The sequence below is a fragment of the Bartonella grahamii ATCC 700132 genome (assembly GCF_000518085.1).
GTDB classification, from domain to species: Bacteria; Pseudomonadota; Alphaproteobacteria; order Rhizobiales; family Rhizobiaceae; genus Bartonella; species Bartonella grahamii.
On sequence record NZ_JACX01000005.1, the window covers coordinates 1 to 24,059 of the forward strand.

Here is a 24,059-nt window from a genome sequence, read left to right on the forward strand (position 1 = left end):
ATCTTTTGAAAAAGAAACAAAACAAGCAAAAGGTGGAAACAGATTCTACTATACAAGATGCCGATATAGCAACGCCACAAGAGCAACAAACGGCGGTGTGAGATGAAACAAAGAACAGCAGAATGGTTTCAAGCGCGCTTGGGTAAAGTCACTGCTTCAAACGTTTACAACGTACTCAGTAAGACAGCAAAAGGTTTGCCTACAAGCAAATATGAAGACTACAAAACGAAACTCATGATAGAACGCTTAATAGAGGGAATAAGCCAATCTTATACAACACCTGCTATGCAATGGGGCATTGAACATGAAGAGAATGCCTTGAGAGAATATGAATTCATTTATGACACAGAAGTCACAAGATGCGGGTTTATTCCCCACCCAAAAATGAAAATGGCGGGTGCAAGTCCTGATGGGTTCATTGGAGAGGACGGTTTAATCGAAGTCAAATGTCCACAATCAACAACCCATCTTCGTTTTTTTATGTATGACGAAATCAAACCAGAATATCACGCACAAATGCAATTCCAAATGGCATGCACAGGACGCAAATGGTGTGATTTCATTAGCTATAATCCAAACTTTGTAGGCAAATCTACTGGTTTGAGAATGAAAGTCAAACGCGTCAACCGTGATGAGAAACACATTGAAGAGATTAATAAAGCGGTCGAAATCTTTTTAGGGGAAATAGAACAAGAGATGCAAAAGATTTTGGCAAAAGCCGCTTAAACCTATGGGGGTGCTCTCTCCTCCCAGCACCCCCGCCCATTTAATTAATATAAAAAAGAGAAAGGTAATGAGATGATATTTGATGATGGAGATAGATATGTAACGACACGTGAGTGTGCACAGCTTTTTAGTGTATCCACAACAACGATTCGCAATTGGGTGCTTCAGGGGTTGTTTCCGGAGCCATATAAGCTAGGGAGAGCAGTGAGATGGAGAAAAAAAGAGATCTTAGCCTTCACTCCAAAGAAAAATAAGGAGCAAATAAGAACAAATTAGGTAAAATTATATAAACTGTAGAAGGTGGTCTAAAAGGTGGTCTGAAAATGGCGATTTAAAGAAAAAATCTATATATTTCAATATGTTAAACACAAAAAGTGGTGCCCAGACGCGGATTCGAACCACGGACACGCGGATTTTCAGTCCGCTGCTCTACCAACTGAGCTATCTGGGCATGCTTCATAAAAAATATAAAGCGCTTGCGGTTATAACATTAAAATTTTCTCTGTCCAGTCATCAAAAGAAAAATAATTGATTTTTTAATAAGTTTATCTCCCTATTCTAGAGAGTTATCAATGAATCTTTATCATAAAATAAATTTGATAGGCATATTGGATGCGTTAGTGTATTGTTAGTAGAATGCTGTCTTATCGTGGTGATGATACAAAAAATTAAAAGAATCAATCGAGAAGCATGATTAAGAAAGGTTTTTTTATAAAGTTTCAGTGAATTTTAAGCATACGAAATAATAGAAAATATTTTTGACTTTTTTCTAAAAAGATTATTGATTAGTCTTTATAATAATTCGTTTTTCTTTATAAAGAAAAAAACATCTAAAAGGGGAGAAATAATGATAATGTTACAAAAACCAAGCAGTCGTCCCAATAATACTAATTTTTCTTCAGGTCCTTGTAGCAAAAGGCCTGGTTGGACTCTTGATGTTCTTAAAAATGCATTAGTTGGGCGTTCACATAGATCTAGAGAAGCAGAATTAAAACTTGCTGAAGTTATTAATTTAACCCGTGAGATTCTTGAGGTTCCTTCTGATCATCGTATAGGAATTATGCCAGGTTCAGATACCGGTGCTGTTGAGGCTGCTCTATGGTCTCTATTAGGTGAGCGTGGCATTGATATGGCGGCGTGGGAAAGTTTTGGATTTGGGTGGAATAAAGATGTTGTCGAGCAATTAAAGCTTTCTGATGTGCGTCGTTTTGAAGCTCCTTATGGTGAAATACCAGATTTAACACAACTTGACTTTGATCGTGATGTTGTTTTTACATGGAATGGGACAACTTCTGGTGTGCGTATTCCTAATGCAGATTTCATTCCCCATGAGCGGGCTGGATTGACCATTTGTGATGCAACATCTGCAGCTTTTGCGCAATATCTTGATTTTTCAAAATTAGATGTTGTTACTTTTTCATGGCAGAAAGTTTTGGGAGGTGAGGCTGCGCATGGTATGGTGATTTTAAGTCCTCGTGCTGTTGAGAGGCTTGAGAATTATGTTCCAGCTTGGCCTATGCCTCAACTTTTCTATATGACAAAAAATGGAAAATTGAACGAAGATATTTTTAAAGGAAAGATAATCAATACACCTTCCATGCTTTGTGTTGAGGATTTTCTTGATGGATTGAAGTGGGCAAAATCTCTAGGAGGTGCAGCGGCATTAAGAGCACGGGTGGAGAAAAACTTTTCTGTACTTGATGCTTTTGTTCGCAAAACACCATGGTTAGAATATTTGGCAAAAGATCCTGAAGTGCGTTCTAACACCGCTATTTGTTTAGATATTGTGGATCCAGTGATTACTTCTTTGGATACGGAAAAGCGAGTATCTTTCATAAAAGCGGTTGTGAAACGTCTTGATGAGGAAGGAGTTGCTTATGATATTGGTTCGTATCGCGATGCTCCTCCGGGGCTTCGAATTTGGGCGGGTATAACAATTGAGGCTTCCGATCTTGAAATTTTAACACAATGGCTTGAGTGGGCGTTCCAAGTGGAAAAAGCACAGCTTTAAATAATTACTGGTGATTTTCACAGGGTGTTTTTAAACAGAAAAAGGATACGAGAGATTATGATGATCTTTCATATTCTTGTATCAGACAAACAGCCTCTAAATATTACATAAATTGTAAAAGATTAAGAGGAGGAATAAATGCTCTGTCAGGTGTTGGATACGCACAAATTAAAATCTCTATTTTTTTACTTTTTGTAGCAAAAATGACAGATTTAAAATATTTTGGTATTTGCTTATCTTTATTATCATAAATTTGAAAATTTAATCACTTGAAGATTGAGAAAAATCTGAAATGAGGAGTCGCACTTGCTCTAAGGTTTCGTTATAAAGAAGTGTTTGTTTTTGAATGCTGATTTTTTTGACTAAACACGACGGAGAAAGTTATGGCCAATGTAGTTGTTGTCGGTACACAATGGGGTGATGAAGGCAAAGGTAAAATTGTAGATTGGTTGTCTGAGCGAGCAGATATCGTGGTGAGATATCAGGGGGGGCATAATGCTGGCCACACATTGGTTATTGATGGAGTTAGTTATAAATTATCACTTTTACCATCGGGTTTAGTTCGTGGGAAGTTATCAATTATTGGGAATGGTGTTGTAGTTGATCCCCATCATTTTGTAGCAGAGTTAAAAAAACTACGTGATCAGGGCGTGAAAATCACACCGGAAATTTTACGTATTGCTGAAAATGCTCCTTTGATTCTTTCTTTGCATCGTGATCTTGATGCAATTCGAGAAAGCGGTTTATCTGGTTTAAAGATTGGTACAACAAAGCGTGGTATTGGACCAGCTTATGAAGATAAGGTGGGACGTCGTGCTATCCGAGTGATGGATTTAGCAGAAAAAGATACACTTATGGCTAAGATTGAGCGGCTTTTGAGGCATCATAATGCTTTGCGTCGTGGGATGGGTGTTGCAGAGATTGATTCTCAAGCGCTTTATGATGAATTGATGCAAGTTGCGGATAAAGTTTTGCCCTTTATGGATTGTACGTGGCGTTTTTTAGATGAAGGTTATCGAGGAGGGAAACACATTCTTTTTGAAGGTGCGCAAGGTGCTTTACTCGATAATGATTTTGGAACTTATCCGTACGTAACATCATCGAATACAGTTGCTGGGCAGGCATGTACAGGTTCAGGGATGGGACCTAGTGCAATTCATTATGTTTTGGGTATTGCGAAAGCGTATACCACACGTGTTGGAGAAGGGCCTTTTCCTACAGAGCAGATAAATGATATTGGTGAATTTCTGGGAGCGCGTGGGCATGAATTTGGTGTTGTAACGGGTCGAAAGCGTCGATGTGGTTGGTTTGATGCTGTCTTAGTCCGTCAGATGGTAGTAGTTTGCGGTGTTCAAGGTATAGCATTGACAAAACTTGATGTTTTGGATGGTTTGGATGAAATAAAAGTTTGTATTGGTTACGAGCTTGATGGTAGAAGGATTGATTATTTACCTTCTTCCATGGGAGCCCAAGCCCGTGTGAAGCCTATTTATGAAACATTAGAAGGTTGGAAGGAAAAAACAGCCCATGCATTGAGGTGGGAAGATTTACCAATGCAGGCTGTTAAATATATACGCTATATTGAAGAACTGATTAACACAAAAGTGGCTTTATTATCTACGAGTCCAGAACGTGAAGATACTATTCTTATTACAGATCCTTTTGCAAATTGATTATTATTTTTAGGTTTCCATATAGATCTTTTGTTCACTTCTATATCTTTTAACAAAAAGAGTTTTTAAGAGTGCGTGAAAGAAAGGTGTAAAATGACATTGTTTATTTTTCATATTCATTTTACACTATGACAATAGTTGTACCAATATAAATGACAATAAACTTATGAGCCTAAAATAAAGCTGTTTTAGCCTGAGTTCTAGGGGTTCTTTGCTTAGTTTAAGAGAGATTATAGAGGAAATGGTAGATTTCGTTGGAATCTTAAAAAAGGCAATTGATGCACAAAATAATGTTACATCACAAGTGCGTAAGCGGATTTATAAACGGGCTATCGAAACACTAGAATATCAATTTGTAACAGCAAAAATACCACAAGCAATAGCAGATGAACAAAGAAAGATTCTTCAGAGTGCTATTGCAACTGTTGAAGAAGAATATTTAGCAGTTGAAAAGAAGTTGCTTTCTTCAGTTATTGGGTGGGATCCCACAAATATAAATGAAGATAAGAAATATACAAAAAAAACTATATTACCAAAGAATAATGAATTTTCAGTGTTAGACATAAAAAGAAAGCAGGATTTTGTTACACATCCAAAGGATAGCAAGTTATTTGATGAGCCTTGGGTATCAGATATACCAGATGCAGAGCCTGTTAATATGGAGGCTGATGTACCTTCTCAGCATGTTAATAGCTGTGAGTTAAAGATTTCTTCGTCGCAAGAAGATAATCCTCATATTGTTTCGCATATTTTTTCTCAGGCTTTACGTCGTGCTAATAAATCATTGGTGCAAAGGCGTATTGTGATAAGTGCTGTTTCTGTTGTTAGTTTTGCTGTTTTTACTATTGGTATTTTTTTTATTGGTGGGCGTGTATTTGTATCAAATGATCATCAAGTGTTAGGAGAAAATCTTCAAGTTTCTCACGAAGTACCAAAGGCACTTTCGGTTAAGAGAAAGTTAACACAACGTTTATTAGAGGATGGGAGTGAAATTGATGTCGGTTTAAAACAAGCGACAGATTCTTCGGATGAAGAAGGAGTCTCAACCGTTGTTTCCAGCAATTTGCAATCTCTTGATAAATTAGGTGAAGCTGTTTTTTATCAAGCACGTACAAATTATGATGCAGAAAAGATAGCAACCGGAAGTGTTCGCTGGACGCTTATAAAGGAGTCTTATGTGAAGGGGGCTCCAGAAGAAACAGCTATACAAGGTGATATAACAATTCCTGATGAAGGGCTATCATTACGGTTAATTTTACGTCGCAATACCGATCGGACATTTCCTGCTGCATATATTATGGATCTTATTTTTATTCTTTCTGATAAATTCTCAGGGAAAGCTATAAGCAGTGTTCAAGCATTAACCTTTAAAGCAAGTGAACAATCTATTGGGCAGCCTTTAGTAAGAACTATTTCTACAAAAATTAATGATGATTTTTTTCTTGTTGCATTGAGTGGTAATCATCCATTTCTTGATCGAAATTTGCAATTGATGCGAGAATTAGATTGGGTGCGTTTAGTGTTAACGGATAAAAACGGACGTATAAATGAATTAACTTTTGCAAAAGGACCAACAGGTAAGTCTATTTTCAATAAAGTTATTGGACAATGGCTTGCACAACAAGATAAGTTAACAGTTCTTGATCAGAAAGATAAAACATAGATGCAAATAAAATAAAAGGTTATTTCTCGATATTGATTTTTATTAGTTATATCAAACACGCTCAATAAAATTGTATACTATAACTCAAAGGATTCTACAGACTAATTTACAAGTACAAAGCCAATATACGCTTTTCTCATTTCTACTTTAAAAATGCGCAAACAATTGGCTTCATACCTAATTCTAGAGTCTTATATTTGACTTTGAGATAAAGCGGAATCTCTGATAGAATCTTGCACTTTTTCAAATGCACGCATTTCAATTTGCCTTACTCGTTCTCGACTAATGTTAAATTCACCAGAGAGTTCTTCTAGAGTTAATGGTATATCGTTTAAACGACGTGCTTTGAATATACGTTTTTCACGTTCATTGAGATTGTCCATGGCATTTATAAGCATGGAACGACGATTCTCCAATTCACTTTTTTCAATTAAAACTTGTTCTTGATCGTTAGATTCATCCACCAACCAATCTTGCAACTCGCTGTTTTCCCCTTCTTTTGTACGAAGGGGTGCGTTGAGTGAAGTGTCACCACCAAGTCGGCGGTTCATTGATATAACTTCATCTTCTGAGACATTCAACTGAGTTGCAATTTCTTTTACTTGTTCTGCATTGAGATCACCGTTATCAAGTGCTTGAAGTTTACTTTTTAATTTACGAAGGTTAAAAAACAAGCGCTTTTGATTAGCTGTTGTCCCCATCTTCACCAAACTCCAAGACCGCAATACATATTCTTGGATTGATGCTTTAATCCACCATATTGCATAGGTTGCAAGACGAAAACCACGTTCTGGCTCAAAACGCTTAACAGCTTGCATGAGTCCAACATTGCCTTCTGAAATGACTTCCCCAATGGGGAGTCCATAGCCGCGATATCCCATCGCGATTTTAGCTACAAGACGCAAATGACTGGTTACTAGCCTATGCGCTGCTTTTAAATCATTATGCTCACGGTAACGTTGAGCTAACATATATTCTTCTTTTGGATCAAGCATTGGAAAATGACGCACTTCTTCCAAATAACGGTTTAATCCGCCATCGCCTGCGGTTACTGATAACAAATTCATATGGGCCATAATAGCACCCTCCTTTTGTCTGAATTCCCTGATAAGGCAAATTCTATGTTTCAGATAGTAATACCTGTGCACATTCACTTTAGCATATTTTTCAATTTTGTTCAAAAAAAGATATTTTATTGTGAAATCTTGAGAAGGAGAAAAGTTTCAATTCATTTTTTTAAAATGCTTAATAAGTTTAGCCATATCTTGAGGTAGTGGTGCGGAAAACGACATAACTTTACCGGTAGAAGGGTGTTCAAAAGAGAGACTTGCGGCATGAAGTGCCTGTCTGTTGAATTGATCGATTGCATTTCTAATAGTGGGGTTGAATGCGTTTGATTTTGTTTTAAAAGCATTTCCATAAACTGTATCGCCTATGAGTGGATGCCCAATATGAGCCATATGAACACGGATTTGATGGGTGCGTCCAGTTTCCAAGCGACATTCCAGAAGGCTAGCAAAAGATGTTGAGTCTGCATGAGAGCCATATTTTTCTAGCAAAGAAAAATGTGTAACAGCATGACGAGCATAAGGGTTTTGCTTATGGATAACAGCTTGCTTTGTTCGGTTGTGGGGCGAACGGCCAAGTGATGCATCAATTGTCCAAACATTGCGGTGAGGTGTCCCCCAAATCAAGGCATGATAGCGTCGGTCTAATGCACAGGTACGTCCATGATCAGAAAATTGAGCACTGAGACTTTTATGAGCCAGATCATTTTTTGCAACAATCATAACACCACTTGTATTTTTATCGAGACGATGGACAATGCCAGGGCGTTTAACACCACCTATACCAGATAAACTATTACCGCAGTGATAAATAAGGGCATTAACCAACGTACCGGTCCAATTTCCATTGCCAGGATGAACAACAAGACCTGCTGGTTTGTTAATAACAATGATATGATCATCTTCAAAAAGGATGTCCAATGCAATAGCTTCAGCACTAGGTTCTGCATCACGAAGGTCAGGCATTGCCAATTCAATTATTTGCTTAGGTCTTAATTTTGTTTTTGGTTCCTTTATGAATTGACCATCAATTTTAAGATAGCCTTCACGGATGAGGGTTTGCAAACGTGAACGTGAGAACACATTATGGTATTGTTTTGCTAGCCACTGATCAAGACGTTGCCCAAGAGCACCTTCATCCGTTATTTTTTGTATTACCATACGATTCCTATTAAGTTTTTAATAAGATTTTACCAGTACGAAATTGCTTTACTATCGAGGAATTCTTTAATTCCCCAATGTCCCCCTTCACGGGCGCGTCCAGAAAATTTTACACCTCCAAAATAGCTTCCACTGGGTAATCCATGTCCGTTAACTTCTACCATACCAGAGCGTACTTGTGCCGCAATGCGACGACATTTGTTGCGATCTTGTGATTGAATATAGTTTGTAAGACCATACTCAGTGTCATTCGTTAAAGCGACAGCTTCTTCTTCTGTATTAAAAGCAAGAATCGAGAGAACTGGACCAAAGATTTCTTCTTTGAAAATACGCATATGAGGTTTTACATCAGCAAAGACTGTTGGACGGACATAATAACCGCGTTCAATTCCTCTTGGTAAACCAGTTCCGCCTGCAACAAGAGTTGCACCATCATCAATTCCCGATTGGATAAGATCTTGAATTTTATCATATTGTTTTTTTGAAACGACGGGACCAATATGATTTCCTTCTTGGCAATTCGGTCCTACTTTTGTTGTTTCTGCAATATCTTTAGCTATTTTTATGGCTTTGTCATAGATGCTTTGTTCCACAAGCATACGAGTCGGTGCATTACAGCTTTGTCCACTATTATAAAAGCAATGTCGCACACCACGTTGAATAGCATCTGAGTCGGCATCAGCAAAGATAATATTCGCTCCTTTTCCCCCAAGTTCCAGACAGACTCTTTTTAAAGTAGCGCTAGCATTTTTAGAAATATCTTTTCCTGCTCTAGTTGAACCAGTAAAGCTAATCATTTCTAGATCTGGATGTGCTGAGAGGTAAGAGCCGACAGTTGTACCATCACCATTGATTAAATTAAAAACACCGGCAGGGAGCGCAGCTTCATCTAAAAATTCAGCAAAAAGCATAGCAGAAAGAGGCGCAATTTCAGAGGGCTTTAATACCATGGTACAGCCAGCCAAGAGAGCAGGGATAACTTTAAGAGTTACTTGATTCATGGGCCAATTCCATGGCGTAATTAATCCTACGACGCCGATAGGATCGTAGTGAAGAATTGCTTGTTCATTTTCCTTTATTAAAGTTTCTTGGAACGAGAACTCTTTATAAGCTTCGATAAAATTGCGAATGTGGGAACTGCCAGTTGCGGTTTGCGCATTAAGTGCCATATCAATCGGTGCTCCCATTTCCATTGAAATGGTTTTTGCCATCTCTTTAGAGCGTTTTTCATAGATATTTAGAATTTTTTCAACGAACCCAAGACGCTCACTTGGTGACGTTGTTTTCCATTTTTGAAACGCTTCTTTAGCTGCGTTAATTGCTTTATCGGCATCTTCTGTACTTCCAAGGCTAATGACAGCACAAGCCTCTTCTGTTGATGGATTAATGACGTCAAAATCGTGAGGAGTGCTTGGGTCCTCCCATAGACCATTGATATAAAATTTCCGTTTGTTAAACATAATTCACTCCCTTTTTTCTATTTGTGTTTATTTAATTATGATTATCTTAGTCTAAGCCGTTTTAAACGAGGATAACAAGGGTAATCTTATAAAAACGCGAGAAATTAGATTGTATCATGATAACTGAGCATGGAGAATTCAACAGAGCAATGCTTATACACCCATTTGTATTATTAGGACTAATTGCTTTTATGAAATGGGAGAGAAAGAGAGCTATAGACAATTTTCCTGAAGCTTTTTTATCATGAAGTTTTCTTCAAAACAAATGAAATACGAGCTCTATGACATCACAAACGAGACAATTTATATCGTAAATATGCAGAAGGGAGATTATGAATATGCATTATGGCATTATTTTTTTCATTAAAAAGTAACCATCAGCAAAAGGTTATTAACCTTCGTATGATAGTTTCTACGAATTCTTTTTGAAAAGGTTATTTTTCTCATTGCTATAAATTTGTTGGGTGCCATGCATAATTCGAAAACAAAATCTATTTCTACGCCTTCTTTTTCTGATGATGGTACGAAAGGTGCATCAAGAGAAGATTTATCTGTTAAGATTACTGAGATATTTCCTTATCCGGAAGTATGGAAAAAGGCATTTACCCTCGGAAAAAATGTCCGTTTCACGCGAACCCCAGAAGTTGAGATTTTGCGTCGTCGTATAGAAACAGATCCAGTTTTTGCAAAGCAGTTTAAAATTTTTACGAAGCAAGATCAAAAAAAAATTACAGATACAGATATTGTACGTTGTAACAAGAAAACAACAAGCGTTTCATCGACAAAAAAAGTCATTAATCCTCAATCAATAGAAAATAAAACGTCGGTTTGTCATTCAACAGTTTTGAAGCAGTTGTCACGACAAGTTACTCGTATACCATTAGAAAATATCCCTCTTGAGGAGGGTAAACAAGAGCATAAATTACAAGTAGAAAATGTGCTACAAAAAATGAATCCTGCTTGGCATCTTTCCGATGATGCATTTTTTGAATGTATATCTTTGATATTTGAACATATGGATACTCAAACTTCAAAAGAGGATCAAACATCGATTGACACGACAAATAAAATTACATCCGATATTCCTTCTATCTTTGATGAGTCAATAACTGCTCTTTACCGTGTTCTCGAATACCGCTTTCCGCAACTCTATGATTCCATTACATCGGAATCTTCAGAGGAAAGGATGCGAGGCGTTGAGCAAATTTCTGATTTAATGCATACAAATAATGATATTACTAAAGAATGTCATTCTAAGCTTTCTGTTGAAGATTCCGCTCATACGTTAAGTAATGCAAGGGCGTTAAACGATACTGAGGCACTAAGCGACGCTGAGTCTAGTATAGAGACGAAAAAAACCAATAATATTGTCGATTGCATAACAAAGAATGTCACACCAAATTTAAAAGATTTGTCTGTGATGCAAGCAAACGGTAAAACGAAAATATTGCAATCTGCCCGCGTGCCATTAAGCAATTATGACTCTGCTTTTATGCAAAATATTCAATCTATTGACAGTGATGCTTATGAGTTTCCTCCGATCAATTTATTACAGGAACCTGTTTTTCATGAAGGTACGATGATTCCTCAGGAAACATTGGAACGCGGTGCTGGGTTTTTGGAAAGTGTTTTGGAAGATTTTGGCATTAAGGGTGAAGTTATCCATGTACATCCAGGGCCAGTGGTTACAATGTATGAATTTGAGCCTGCTGCGGGTGTAAAGTCATCGCGCGTTATTAATCTTTCTGATGATATTGCGCGTTCTATGTCTGCTATTTCTACACGCGTTGCTGTTATTCCTGGACGGAATGTTATAGGGATTGAGTTACCCAATGCGGTTCGTGAAACCGTTTATCTACGGGAATTAATTCAAACACGTTCTTTTCGTGAAAGTGAATTTAAACTTGCTCTTGCTTTGGGGAAAGGGATTAGTGGTGAGCCGGTCATTGTAGAATTAGCAAAAATGCCTCATTTATTGGTTGCAGGAACAACAGGATCAGGCAAGTCTGTAGCAATTAATACAATGATTTTGTCGATTCTTTATCGTATGACACCAAAACAGTGTCGTTTGATCATGGTTGATCCTAAAATGCTAGAGCTCTCTGTTTATGATGGCATTCCACATCTTTTAACACCTGTTGTAACAGATCCTAAAAAAGCAGTAACAGCTTTAAAATGGGCGGTTCGTGAAATGGAAGAGCGTTATCGCAAAATGGCTAAGTTAGGTGTACGTAATATTGATGGTTTTAATGCACGTGTTGCACTTGCGGCTCAAAAAGGTGAAACGATCATGTGTACTGTACAGTCGGGTTTTGATAAGGAAACAGGGGAAATGCTTTATCATGAAGAAGCCATGGATCTGACGCAGCTTCCTTATATTGTTGTGATTGTTGATGAGATGGCTGATCTCATGATGGTGGCAGGGAAAGAAATAGAGAATGCCATTCAGCGCTTAGCACAAATGGCGCGTGCGGCTGGTATTCATCTTATTATGGCAACGCAGCGCCCTTCTGTTGATGTTATCACAGGGACAATTAAAGCGAACTTTCCTACCCGCATTTCCTTTCAAGTGACATCAAAAATTGACAGTCGTACGATCCTAGGTGAACAAGGTGCTGAAACGCTTTTAGGTCAAGGAGATATGCTTCATATGGCAGGTGGGGGACGTATTGTACGCGTTCATGGACCGTTTGTCTCTGATGAAGAAGTTGAATCCATTGTTGCACATCTTAAACTGCAAGGAAAACCTGATTATTTAGCAACCGTCACGGATAACGAAGACGATAACAAAGAGGATGCTTCTGCCGATTCAACGGTTGAAGTTTCTGAGGGAGAAAATTTTGATGAAGAGGGAGAGGAGCTTTATAATCAAGCTGTAAAGATTGTTATGCGTGATAAAAAATGTTCAACATCTTATATTCAGCGCCGACTTTCAATCGGCTATAATAAAGCAGCTTCTCTTGTTGAGCGGATGGAAGAAAAAGGCATTGTTGGAGCCGCTAATCATGTGGGAAAACGTGAAATTTTACTCAATGCAGGGAAATAAAAAAGCACATTAAAATGTGCGATTTTTAAAATGTTAACAGTCATTATTTAAATAGCGAATGCTTGTTTTATTTTTTTAAGCAGATGTGACTATGTATTTATTTTTATAATAATATTAAAAAATTGAGTAGAGAGTAATAAAGCAAAAGCGATCTTTTAACTGCTGATACCAAAAGGGGAGATGTTTTTAACATTTCTAGATGATCTAGAATGTAAAGAAATTAAACAAATCTTTATATGAGAACAGATAATTTTTGTTCTCTTTTCTGATTGCAGAAAAATTCTTTGGTTAAATAGTGCAGTGGTATATTTTTTGTTTTCTCTTCTATAGTGGTTCTGATGAAAGAAAGGTCTTTTGGGGATTATGGAGAGCATCATAAGAAGAGTATCCAATATGCAAGTTTTGTTGCATTGGGTGCTTTAAGGCACTATGCTAAATTTGTCATTATTTGATATTATTGGCCAAGAAAGGTGTTCTTACGAGAAACTTTATTTGAAAAAGAAATTTTAATTTCTATTTTTATAATGCAATTTATTGATTTATAATAATAATTTATCATTATAAGTATTGAATGAAAGTTTCAAATATCGTAAGATTTTTTCATTTCAAATTTGTTTCTGTTGAAACAAATAAAACGATTTTCTTGCGTATCATAATAATGTAGGGGTAAAAAAGTAAAAAAAAGAAATAAAAATGCCGCTTATGAACGCCTTCAAATGCCAAGAACTATTGGTGACATTAGGGGTTAAAATTAGTATAATGATGGTTCTAACCAGCTATTTTATAAGCATAAAAATGTAATGTACAATGCCTTGCTATCTGTTATGGGGGACTTTACATTACACCATTTACGGATGCCGTCGTAAAATAAGCTTGGGGAGCTTGGGAGATATCTTTTTAAAACAGGCACATGAATGCGTAAAATAAGTGTATTCTTTTTGAGTACTATTTATGCGAGGGAGATGTTACCATTATTGTAACAAGATTTGTTACAATAATGGGTGAATAAGCAACAGGAGTTGGAGGATTCTTTTTATTCTTGTTTTGTTGATGAAACAGTCAAAATTTTGCTACAGACAATTGATATGAGATATCAAGTTATTTTAACCAGAACAGGTAATTGTAAACAAATTAGCATTATTCATTTGAGATTAAATCCAACACTTTTTAGTTTTAGTTATGCCATTAAAAGCAGATGAATTGAAGTTAAATACAAATGAATTAAAATGTCAGCAAGAAGCTTTTCGTTTTACACCAGAGCTTTTGCCTCGGCCTTTTACGTGGGAAATCGATCATAATGGTTTATTTTGTGAAGTCTCAAAAGAGCTAGCTGAAGTTGTTGGTCCTCTCTCTTCTTCTATTTTAGGATGTAGCTTTCATGAGCTTGCTCATCAATTTAATGATGATCGATATCTGGTTCTCAGTCATTTTATTGAATCTGCTATGCCTTGGAGTAAAGAGATTGTTCAATGGCCTGTTGATGGTTGCTTACAATGGCTTGATGTTGAGTTGTCGGCTTTGCCAATTTTTGATGTTAAAAAGCAGCTTAAGGGGTTTCGTGGCTTTGGTGTTTTAAAAATACGAAAAAAAGTCCAAGAAAAAAGAGATGAAAAGCTGGAAACAGAAATGCCATGTCTTACGGAGATAGAACGTTCAGCTTTTCATGAAATTGCAGAGAAATTACGTGATGAATTGAATTCATCGGTAAAAGAAAAAAAATTAGTTGAAGAAACAGCTATTCAGTTACCATATACACAAACATTGCCGGTAAATGCTATAGAACAAGCTCTCGTAAAAGAGCCCGCAGCAGTTTTATCATTGTTGGATACAGCAACAGATGGTGTTTTATGGTTGGATGAAGAGGGCTTTATTCAATCAGCAAGTAGGGCAGCCTTAGCATTGATGGGTTATGAAATAAATGAACTACGAGGACAGCCACTCTCTTCATTATTTACTTTGCAAAGCCGATTTTTCGTTGAAAAATATTTTAAATCAATCCGTGTGGAGGGGAAAAATCAGGTTTTAAATCGCAGAGAAACAGCTGATTTAATGACGAAAAATCATAAAAATATAACCGTTTTGATAACGATTGTATTTTTGGCACAGCAAGGCAATTATGCTGTTATGTTGCGTGATAGGACACAAACAGTTCCATCAGGAGGAAAAAAAGCAGAAGAGGATAAAATTGTTGGGGTTGTTCATGAAATACGAACACCTTTGAATGCTCTTATTGGTTTTGCAGAAATTATGAGAGAAGGCCGTTTTGGTTCGATAGAAAATGAGCGCTATCGTGGATATTTACGCGATATTATTTTCTCTGGAAAACATATATTATTGCTGATTAATCAATTACTAGAGTGCTCGAAGATAAATTATTCTGGTTCCAATAACCAGATTGATTCTTCTATTATTTCTGAAACATTTGATGTGATATCTTGTTTACGTGCGACGATAGCTTTTCTTGAAACTCAAGCCAATCAGAACGGCATTATCATGCGTATTGTTGCTCCACCTCATGTTCCATTTATTCCTGTATCACAACAAGTGTTTCGCCAGATTATATGGAATCTTCTTTCCAATGCTATTCGTTTTACACCTTTGGGTGGACAGATCATTGTTCACGTTTCTTATAGAAAAGAGCGTGTAAAAATTTCAGTGAGTGATAATGGTATAGGGATGAACGAAGAAGAGATTGTACAGGCACTGAAACCTTATGGTCAAGTAGAGCGCAAAGATGGCCGATCTGGTGATAGCGCTTTTATAGGAACAGGTTTAGGCCTCCCAATGTGTAAAGCAATGGTGGAAGAAAGAGGAGGACAATTTTTATTGTTCTCAAAACCCAATCATGGAACAACTGTGGAAATGTTTTTTCCTCGTGTTCCATGATGTAAATCTTGCATAAAATTATTTTTTCTTAGCCAAAAGATCTCTAATTTCTGTTAAAAGTTGTTCTTCTGAAGACGTTTTTTTTGGGCTTTCTTCTTCTTTTCTACGGATTTTATTCATAGCTTTAACGAATAAAAAAAGAACCCAAGCAATAATGAGAAAATTGATAAGTAAAGTAATAAAGTGTCCATAGCTAATGGTTGCTCCAGCTGCTTTGGCGGCACTCAATGTTGCTTGTTTTTCGCCAGCAAGTTGAATAAACATATTAGAAAAATCAATTCCACCTGTAATCAGCCCAATGATTGGCATAAAAATGTCATTGACAATTGAGTTGACCAAGCTACCAAAAGCGCCCCCTATAATCACACCGATAGCAAGGTCAATCATATTACCTTTTAGGGCAAATTCTTTGAATTCTTTAAGCATTGCGTTTTCCCCTTTATGTAAGCGATATACGGTAATTTACTTACCGCTTTTGATGAAAAAGGAAAGGGCAGATTTTATTTTTATGATTATATTACAATATTAATATTATTTTCAAAGAACTTTATAAGGTTTAATAAAGAGCATTAGGGCTCTATTTGAATGTACATAGAACATTTCTGAGAGAAAAGCTTTTTTGATAAAAACTATATCTGCTTTTTTCAACAGAAAGTAGAAAACCGTAGCTTAATTTATATAATTGCCTCAAGATTTTTATGATAGCATTAAAAAGAAAGATTTTTACAGAATACCACAAAATGAGCAGCGTTGAAAGTTGAGCTATCAGGACGCTTCTCAGATGAAGTGCATATATTGGTATAACGTATTGTTATAAAAAGGGAATTTGGAAATAAAAAATATATTTCAGCACTGATGGAAGAAATAGATAGATGAGGAAGGAGAAAACTTATAATTTAATTCCTCTTAATTTAGTAAGCTATAATGGCAATTAGGAGGGCATTATGGCTTATCTAAAAGCTATTTTTACTGGGGTGCATGAGCTAAAATGGCGATAATTCTGATGGAAGAAACACATTTCATCTACTGGAAGATTGTATTAGTTTATAAATAGCAGAGCTCTAGGGTTTGCAAGATCATTTTGGTTTGGAAATCGTTGGTATGATAGGTGGGAGTTCAATGACCAACTGTCATTACTTAAACTATATGTTAGACAGAGCACTTATAGATGCAAAATTGTATTTAGCGCATCAGAAATGGCAAAGCAAACAATGCAGTTTCTTCAAAATTTTATCAATAGAGTACAAATGATTGAATATCCTGTTGCTAATAAATAGCGCAACAATAGTATGAATTTAGATAATTTTATGAACCATGTATTCTATAAATGCTAGGAAAAAATAGCTTTATAGAGCAAGCTCTGTTTCTATTGGAAACAATATTACACAAAGGAACTTTGGGAATAGGGATAATTTGCGTGCATTTTTAAGAGAATTATGAGCTTTCCTGCATGAGATGTCACAAAACCATGGTTATGGTGAAGAGCCATTGATGTTTCAATTCATGCTGCATTCTATAAGATTAGGATTCACGTTTTAATCTTTGAAAAATGTCGAAAAAGAAAAACGTTTTTTAAGAATAAAATTTTTTTACACAGTATACATCAATATAAACATGTATGGCTATTATGTGATGAATTTTCTTCTAGAAGGGGAATATTATTTGGATAATATGCTCTCTTTGATTGGTGATCTTTTGTGTTAAAAGATATAGGTGAGGTGCGATGGATCATTTTTATGTTGTGGAGAAGGATTGATGAGTTTGTTTCGTTGTATTGGCCGTTCTGCCTTATTTATGTTGGATCCAGAGCAAGCACACAGTTTAGCAATTCTCGGGCTGAAAAGTGGATTAAATGGCTGTCAAAAGGTTATCGATAAACGTTTGTGTGTAACTGTTGCTGGGCTTGAGTTTGAAAATTTTATTGGTCTCGCAGCGGGGTTTGATAAAAATGCAGAGGTTGTGGATGGTATTTTTCGTTTAGGATTTGGTTTTACTGAAATTGGGACAGTGACACCAAAGCCTCAGATTGGAAATCCTAAACCACGGCTTTTTCGTTTAAAAGAAGATGAAGCGATTATTAATAGAATGGGCTTTAATAATGATGGACATCAAGTTGTTTACAATAGATTGCGTGCGTGTAAAAAAACTGGTGTTATAGGAGTCAACATTGGAGCCAATAAGGATACGGTCGATAAGATTGATGACTATACTGTTGGTATTGCTCATTTTTATAATGTTGCTGATTATTTTACGGTTAATATTTCTTCTCCCAATACGCCAGGTTTGCGTGATTTACAGGCCCGTGACAGTTTGCATCTTTTGTTGAGTGCAGTTTCGAAAGCGCGAAAGGAGCAAGAGAAAAAGCATGGATTTTCCATTCCCATTTTTTTAAAAATTGCTCCAGATTTATCAGAGAAAGAATTGGATGATATTGCAGAAGAAATAAAACTTTCTGATTTTAATGGACTGATTGTTTCCAATACAACTCTTTCACGCCAAGGTCTTAGCAATAGTCACCTCAGTAATGAAGAGGGGGGGCTTTCTGGACGACCACTTTTTGAGCGTTCTACTATTGTGCTTGCAAAAATGCGTCAAAAATTAGGGAAGGAGATTGCCATTATTGGTGTTGGCGGTGTAAAGGACGCACAAACCGCTTTGGAAAAAGTAAAAGCTGGCGCAGATTTAATTCAATTATATAGTGGGATGGTCTATGAAGGTCCACATCTTGCCATAACTATTCTGCAAGAGATTTTGCAGATGATGCAACAAGACGGTGTTGATAACATAAAAGACTATCGTGATCATAGTCTTGAGCATTGGGCAAAATGTTCTTTGTAAAAAAACGCTTTTTTCTTCACAAAAAATTGCGAGATTTTTTTAAAGGGGCTTGCAAACTTTGTTGATTTTCCTTATGTCACATAAGCATAAGAATAAATGTTTACGAAATCGTGAACAGTTATGATACATTTTCTTTTTATGCGGTTGTAGCTCAGTTGGTTAGAGCGCTGGTTTGTGGCACCAGAGGTCGTAGGTTCAAATCCCACCAACCGTACCATTTGTCTTGTTACAACTTTTCTAATTCTTATTTTTGGCGTTTTGTGAGGCGGTTAAAAGCCGTGCTTGGCGGGCTTTTTGCGTGTGAGCCGTCACGGAGCAGAGACCTTGCGTGGATGATTTTTCTCAAATTTTGCCCAAAAAGGAATGATACGATCAATAATCGCTTGAAATATAAATGGGTTAGCTAAATCTATGATTCTGATTGCAATTGCAACAATAAATATCTCTATCAGTATATTTTGTAAACCAAGAGAATCTTATTCGACTTTCATTATTATTGTTCATAATATAAATCATTAAGTTTAAACACATAAAATAAGTAAGCATAAATTTACTAAAATATGCCATATTTTTGACACAATGCCTTTGATTTTGTCAACTATATATTATAAATATGAACTTGCATGAAAGTGCATTCATATCTCCAGGGGTGTTTCGGTGGTTGATTATGGGTGAGCCATTCTGGCGCGGGGACATAAGTAACCTTGGGGGATTTATTTATACACTAAATTGGAGAAAATAAATGGGATTTTTAAATAGTTCGTACGATTATTGCAGTGCCGATAATTTTAGTAGCAAATATAACTCTGGTACTGCGTTTGGTAGCAAGTATGGTGGTAAGGTTGGCCTTGCGAGTGGTTCTGTCATAGGATGGGCAGCGGGGCGTAATCCTTATGCTGCAATGGCCACAGGAAGCTTTGGGCAAATTGTAGGCAATGAATTCAGAGATATCATAGGCGGTTATGCTGGTTATGGTGTGGCTGCTGCCCAGTGTGGCACACAGTTTTTGGGTCAATCTATTAGTAATTCAGGTGGTGGGATGTTGATGCACTTTTGATGTAGTTCTTTGGGTTATCCTAAAGCCTAGAACGGTGGTACTGTAAAAGGTGCCACCTTTATGTTTGGAATATTGCATAGGAGGAGCTATGGGCGAGTTTAGTATAGTGCTCGTTTATTTTTGTCTGTGGTTTGGCATGTTGTATCTATTCTGCAAAAGTATTGCTATTAATGGAAAAAGCATGTTAGGCAGGGAGAACATGGTTGCATTCATAGTGGCGGCATTGGTTGCTCCTCCCCTCATTTATGCCTTTGAGTATTTTGAGTATATAGTCGGTGTGTCGATAACATCTTCTTATGTTGCTATAATTATGTTCTTTCTTTCTTTTTGCATTGAATTTATACCCAATATAGTAAACAATATAAAATGCTTTAGTTTGGCCATTATCGCAAGTTGCCCCATTTTTTTCATCGCAGCTGGTTTTATTGTTATGAGTGATGACCTTCTGTTAGATTTTTTTGATCTGCAGCTTTCGGGCTATATTTATCTGCTTTTCATTATTCCGTTGATGATAGGGGGGGCTCGCTATGTCCTAATTGCTAAAGCTTTGAAGGAAAAATCTATGTCAGTGCTAGATTTAAGCATTTGTATTGGCTGTGGGTTTGCCATAGGCATCTTTTTTGTGTCATCACTGCTTTTATCAGACCTTCGAGAAATCTATCAACAGATAGGTTTTGCAAACAGGGAGGCAGTGAAAAAAATGTTTGATTATGCAGTGTTTGGTTTCGCTATTCTAACGGGCCAAGTTTTTTTGACATTTTTGATGGTTCTCTTTGTTACTACAAAGAAATATTATTGGTTGGTCCTTGATGTTCTTGCAGAGCTGTTTTTTAGCCTCTTTGTTTCTTATTATGTAGCGTTTGTTCATACAGATGATGACTATAGAATGGTTAAAAATTGGATTTGTTTGATGTTTGTTGTTTATGTGTACGCGCGTTACATTAAATCAAAGAATGTGAAGCTTAGCGTGATTAACCCGTTTAAAAAGAAAACTGAGTGAGAAGACAGGAGACTATAGTTCTTTGGGTTATCCTAAAGCCTAGAGCAGCCAACCCAGGAGGGGCAGTTTCTGGAGCAATAGTAGGCGGGGTCCCGTGGCGCAGCCGCGGATATTGCTAAAGCTGGTTGGTATTGTGTTCGCTCTAAGTGGTGAAATTGTTGTTTGACCTAGCTTTTTTAACAAGGTAAAGTCCTTGCTAAGGGGTACACTATCAGCCTCTTAGCAGGGAGTTTTTCTCCTGCAATAATATCTTGGTATGCTTGGGAGGGCAAGGCGCTTTAAGGAAATTATATGTCTGACTTAATTTTTGGAATGTTGCTTAGTTTTGGGATAAGTTCCCGCCTTTGTCTCCTTAAAAATAATGGCTTGTTGGGCGAGCGCGTCATTTTGGGGGGCTAGCTTGGCCTTTCCTGCGCTATCATCTTCGCTTATCCACATAGTGAAAGTGGGCTTCCAGACTTATCTTTGCTTTTGGTATGTTATCTTGGCATGCTTTTAATTCTGTACGAGCACTACTTATATAAATATTTAGTTCTTGGATTCTGTGGCGCAGTTGCTGCCTTGTGTATTGGGGCAGGTTTTGTATATTTGAGCTCTTTGTTGCCATTGCCTGCTTTGTCTGCTGCTAATAATAGCCAGCAGCAGGTGGTGCATTACATGAGTTTGGTTGCTGCAAGCTATCCCTTTTTTATCCTTTTGATATCAGTTTTAACTGCGGAGCTTTTGCGTTTGTGGTTGCTTCGCGTATATAAGCCAGAATTAGCTGCGCGTGAGGTCCTTTATTTCGGGCTGGACTGGGGTGTTCTAGACTTATGCTATAAGACCCTCCCAGCTCTTTTTCTTTACTTGAATTACCGTGTTGATAGGGTGCCACAAATGGTGGGCTATGTCGCATTTGAATCTTGTCCACAAGCGATCAGTTATCTTATTGCCGCGGGCATGATTGTATTGATGCATGTTGTAAATACGCGCTTTATGTATCTTGATTATCCAAGATAAGCGCAAGGCCTATTCCTATCTGCCTTTTGTAATTCATTTTGCGGTTGGTCTTTATGTTTATGTTTGACATTTCTTCAGGCTATGCAATATTAATAAATTCTATTTTTGAGGCTTACAATAATGCTTGACAAATTGACATTATCTGTTATCGGCGCCGTTTTTTGTCTGGTGCTGATTATTTTTCCTTTGATGAAGAAAAAAACATTGGTTGAACATTTGGTTTTCTTGCTCGTTATTTTGTGTCTTGTTTTTCTTTATGTTTATGGCGCTGTGAGTTATTTTCCTTATTATGTTTTGGCGCTTTCGTTTATATTGGGGTACCGCTGGTTACTCTCTTTGGTTAAAGCGTTTAAAGGCACGAAGGCGATTATTGGGTCAAGCGCTGGTTGTTATGTGCTTTTGATTTTTTTTCTATACGGCTTTATGCGTATGATAGGCAGTTTGATTTTTGATTTTTCTGCTTATAGTACGCCTAATATTGTTTTTGCTGTTGGTCTATTCCCTATAGGCATGGCGATTATGCAGTTTTTTTTGCTCTCTCATTGGGTGGCAGAAGATAATGGCAATGGTGTAGAGGCAGGACTGGGCGTGGGAATGGGGATTTGGGGGGCTGCTATAGGGCTTGCACTGCTTACATCTCTACCAGAAGCTGTGATGATCCTAAAAGGGGCTTTTAGTCTTGATAGGGACGCCTTACTTTCTTTACTTGAGACGGTAATATATTATGCGTTTATTATAGGTCTGAATCTTTTATCAACTTTCTTAATGCTTGTGGTTTGCCTTGACAAGAAATGGCGTTTTTTTGTTCTTATCCTGCTTTTACAATGCTTGGCGGCTTGGGCGCGCTTTTCATGGCGGGCCGCTGAGCCAGAACTTCTTGCAATTGGGCATTATACAATCGCTACTATTCTTATGTTTGCTCTTATGCGGCAAATTTATGATTTTGTGCAAGATAGATTATCCATGAAGAAAAATAGCAGTTACGCTGTAGTAAATGAGGGGGCATAATAATGTTGGTTTTATTTATTACTTCGCTTCTCGCAGGCCTTATTTATGGCGCTGTCATTTATATTTTTTTTCGCTCTACATTTAGTTGGATAAATGTGCTGTTGAGCGGCATAGTTTTTGGGGTGATTGTTCTGTTAGTATGGCGTTACTCGGAAACAGAACATAAACTTGATGCCTTACGTTTACTGCAAGTGCTTGGCGTTGTTTTTCTTCTATGTGTGTTTCATCATTTTCTGAAGTTCAAATTGGTTGTCGCTGGTGCTGTGGGATGGTTTGTTGCTAACTGCATTGCTGGCGGGCTTATTGCTTTTTGGGAGCAATCTGTAATAAAAACGCTTTATATGATGAGTATTGTTGAAACCAAGAGTCGTGCAGAGCAGGGGCTGGCGCTTGTTTTTTTATTTTTAACATTTACAGTTTTTTTTGTTGTAGCAGAAGAAGCCATGCGTCGTTGGTTAGTTACTAAGTTTTATCGGTGCTCGCCTAGTTTTTTGTGGCGTTTGCCGCTGAATATTGGCATAGGCTGGGGTTTATGCGAATTAGTTTATAAGGCGCTAGGGCCTTTCCTTGTTTATAATGGCTGGCCTATTCGATCTAGGTTATTAGCCAGTGAGTATGTAATTTTTTATTCCTGGACGCAAGCGAGTATTTTTTTGTGTGCTTTAATGAGCGTCATACTTATGCATATTTTCAATACATGGTTGGCGTATCGTGGTGTTGTTACGCGCTCTAAATTTTATGCGTGTGCGCCTTTTTTTGTCCACGCTATTGTTAACTGTTTCGGTGCAACAGTGCTGGTTACAGGCAAGGTTTGGTTTAATGTTGGGGGCAGCTTGTTTATTCTACTTTGTGTGATGTTGTTCGTATATTTTGAAAGCAAAAATCCTTTAATACAAAACATAAAATTGCGCGCTTAAAGTGTTGTAGAGTGATGAATAACTTTGCGTACTCTAAGTATGGCTAGAGAGCCTGATACGCGCTTTCTGTTCTGCAAAAAAATAGAGAAGGTTAGCACCGACGTAACGCGTCCAGTACCAAGAGCGACGTCATTTCTGCACTAATTGGGGGGAGGGTGTGCCACTGGCCACGGCGCATATGGGAGCCTAAAAATATGCTATCATGCGACTTTCTAGTGTCCTCCATGAGATTGAAGCTGGGAATCTTGAGGCGGTGGTAACGCATTATTGCAAAGACAAACCCTGGCTAGGGTTTGGTCATCCGATTATGCAACGGGATGTCCGGGTTGCTTTCTTTTTTTCATGTTTTCAGGCGCCTATGCGCCCCTTCAATTCGCTTGCGCGATCTATTTTGGACAATACAGGACTGCAACCCAATGTCGATTTTCTAATTGAAAGCATCATGAGCAAACATCGGGCTTCTCATGAGCTGGGATTGTTGGCTTTTTTCGTTTGTCGTATGCCGATACTTCTCGCGCACTATCAAGCGCGGTTTAGTGCCATTCCT

General features: G+C 37.4%; 18 protein-coding genes and 2 tRNA genes. 15 read left to right on the forward strand and 5 right to left on the reverse strand.

Annotated elements, in window-relative coordinates:
• Window positions 1-102: 102 nt before the first annotated feature.
• Entirely contained in the window at window positions 103-726 is a 624-nt protein-coding gene (locus tag U736_RS0102140) for a lambda exonuclease family protein (protein WP_026500229.1), read from the forward strand.
• Between the two features lie 72 nt (window positions 727-798).
• Window positions 799-1,002 carry a helix-turn-helix transcriptional regulator gene (locus tag U736_RS0102145; RefSeq protein ID WP_005865986.1) on the forward strand — a complete coding sequence of 68 codons (204 nt, stop codon included), beginning with the start codon at window positions 799-801 and terminating at the stop codon, window positions 1,000-1,002.
• A 99-nt stretch (window positions 1,003-1,101) separates the two neighbouring features.
• Here U736_RS0102145 and U736_RS0102150 read toward each other — a convergent pair.
• A tRNA-Phe gene (locus U736_RS0102150) sits at window positions 1,102-1,177 on the reverse strand.
• 396 nt (window positions 1,178-1,573) lie between these two features.
• Between U736_RS0102150 and U736_RS0102155 the strand changes: the two genes are divergently transcribed.
• From U736_RS0102155 to U736_RS0102165, 3 genes are all read left to right on the forward strand, one after another.
• Window positions 1,574-2,737, forward strand: coding sequence for a phosphoserine transaminase (locus tag U736_RS0102155; protein ID WP_012754754.1), 1,164 nt, complete (start codon window positions 1,574-1,576; stop codon window positions 2,735-2,737).
• 383 nt (window positions 2,738-3,120) lie between these two features.
• Window positions 3,121-4,410 carry an adenylosuccinate synthase gene (locus U736_RS0102160; RefSeq protein WP_012754755.1) on the forward strand — a complete coding sequence of 430 codons (1,290 nt, stop codon included), beginning with the start codon at window positions 3,121-3,123 and terminating at the stop codon, window positions 4,408-4,410.
• Window positions 4,411-4,651: 241 nt separating this feature from the next.
• Window positions 4,652-6,073, forward strand: coding sequence for a hypothetical protein (locus tag U736_RS0102165; RefSeq protein ID WP_026500230.1), 1,422 nt, complete (start codon window positions 4,652-4,654; stop codon window positions 6,071-6,073).
• Window positions 6,074-6,264: 191 nt separating this feature from the next.
• On the opposite strand, the gene rpoH is transcribed toward U736_RS0102165, so the two are convergent.
• From rpoH to U736_RS0102180, 3 genes are all read right to left on the reverse strand, one after another.
• Entirely contained in the window at window positions 6,265-7,149 is an 885-nt protein-coding gene (rpoH, locus tag U736_RS0102170; RefSeq protein ID WP_012754757.1) for an RNA polymerase sigma factor RpoH, read from the reverse strand.
• Window positions 7,150-7,296: 147 nt separating this feature from the next.
• Entirely contained in the window at window positions 7,297-8,301 is a 1,005-nt protein-coding gene (locus U736_RS0102175) for an RluA family pseudouridine synthase (protein WP_012754758.1), read from the reverse strand.
• 29 nt (window positions 8,302-8,330) lie between these two features.
• Entirely contained in the window at window positions 8,331-9,761 is a 1,431-nt protein-coding gene (locus U736_RS0102180; RefSeq protein ID WP_026500231.1) for an aldehyde dehydrogenase family protein, read from the reverse strand.
• A gap of 469 nt (window positions 9,762-10,230) precedes the next feature.
• Between U736_RS0102180 and U736_RS0102195 the strand changes: the two genes are divergently transcribed.
• Together U736_RS0102195 and U736_RS0102200 are read left to right on the forward strand one after the other, a co-directional pair.
• Window positions 10,231-12,807 carry a DNA translocase FtsK gene (locus tag U736_RS0102195; RefSeq protein WP_026500232.1) on the forward strand — a complete coding sequence of 859 codons (2,577 nt, stop codon included), beginning with the start codon at window positions 10,231-10,233 and terminating at the stop codon, window positions 12,805-12,807.
• 1,179 nt (window positions 12,808-13,986) lie between these two features.
• Window positions 13,987-15,693 carry a PAS domain-containing sensor histidine kinase gene (locus U736_RS0102200; protein ID WP_026500233.1) on the forward strand — a complete coding sequence of 569 codons (1,707 nt, stop codon included), beginning with the start codon at window positions 13,987-13,989 and terminating at the stop codon, window positions 15,691-15,693.
• 18 nt (window positions 15,694-15,711) lie between these two features.
• Here U736_RS0102200 and mscL read toward each other — a convergent pair whose 3' ends face one another.
• A complete protein-coding gene (mscL, locus tag U736_RS0102205; RefSeq protein ID WP_026500234.1) occupies window positions 15,712-16,119 on the reverse strand; it encodes a large conductance mechanosensitive channel protein MscL in 408 nt (135 codons plus the stop codon).
• 1,329 nt (window positions 16,120-17,448) lie between these two features.
• Between mscL and U736_RS0102210 the strand changes: the two genes are divergently transcribed.
• The 8 genes from U736_RS0102210 to U736_RS13130 all read left to right on the forward strand — a co-directional run.
• Entirely contained in the window at window positions 17,449-18,531 is a 1,083-nt protein-coding gene (locus tag U736_RS0102210; protein WP_012754763.1) for a quinone-dependent dihydroorotate dehydrogenase, read from the forward strand.
• Between the two features lie 140 nt (window positions 18,532-18,671).
• A tRNA-His gene (locus U736_RS0102215) sits at window positions 18,672-18,748 on the forward strand.
• A gap of 525 nt (window positions 18,749-19,273) precedes the next feature.
• Entirely contained in the window at window positions 19,274-19,588 is a 315-nt protein-coding gene (locus U736_RS0102220) for a hypothetical protein (RefSeq protein WP_026500236.1), read from the forward strand.
• 199 nt (window positions 19,589-19,787) lie between these two features.
• Window positions 19,788-20,588, forward strand: a complete 801-nt coding sequence (locus U736_RS0102225) for a hypothetical protein (protein ID WP_244596105.1) — start codon at window positions 19,788-19,790, stop codon at window positions 20,586-20,588.
• 489 nt (window positions 20,589-21,077) lie between these two features.
• Window positions 21,078-21,587 carry a hypothetical protein gene (locus tag U736_RS0102235; protein WP_147269649.1) on the forward strand — a complete coding sequence of 170 codons (510 nt, stop codon included), beginning with the start codon at window positions 21,078-21,080 and terminating at the stop codon, window positions 21,585-21,587.
• A gap of 120 nt (window positions 21,588-21,707) precedes the next feature.
• Window positions 21,708-22,595 carry a hypothetical protein gene (locus U736_RS0102240; RefSeq protein ID WP_026500239.1) on the forward strand — a complete coding sequence of 296 codons (888 nt, stop codon included), beginning with the start codon at window positions 21,708-21,710 and terminating at the stop codon, window positions 22,593-22,595.
• Window positions 22,596-22,597: 2 nt separating this feature from the next.
• Window positions 22,598-23,512, forward strand: coding sequence for a hypothetical protein (locus U736_RS0102245; protein WP_012754769.1), 915 nt, complete (start codon window positions 22,598-22,600; stop codon window positions 23,510-23,512).
• A 307-nt stretch (window positions 23,513-23,819) separates the two neighbouring features.
• The coding region (locus U736_RS13130) for a hypothetical protein (RefSeq protein WP_425351851.1) at window positions 23,820-24,059 on the forward strand (240 nt) is incomplete at its 3' end.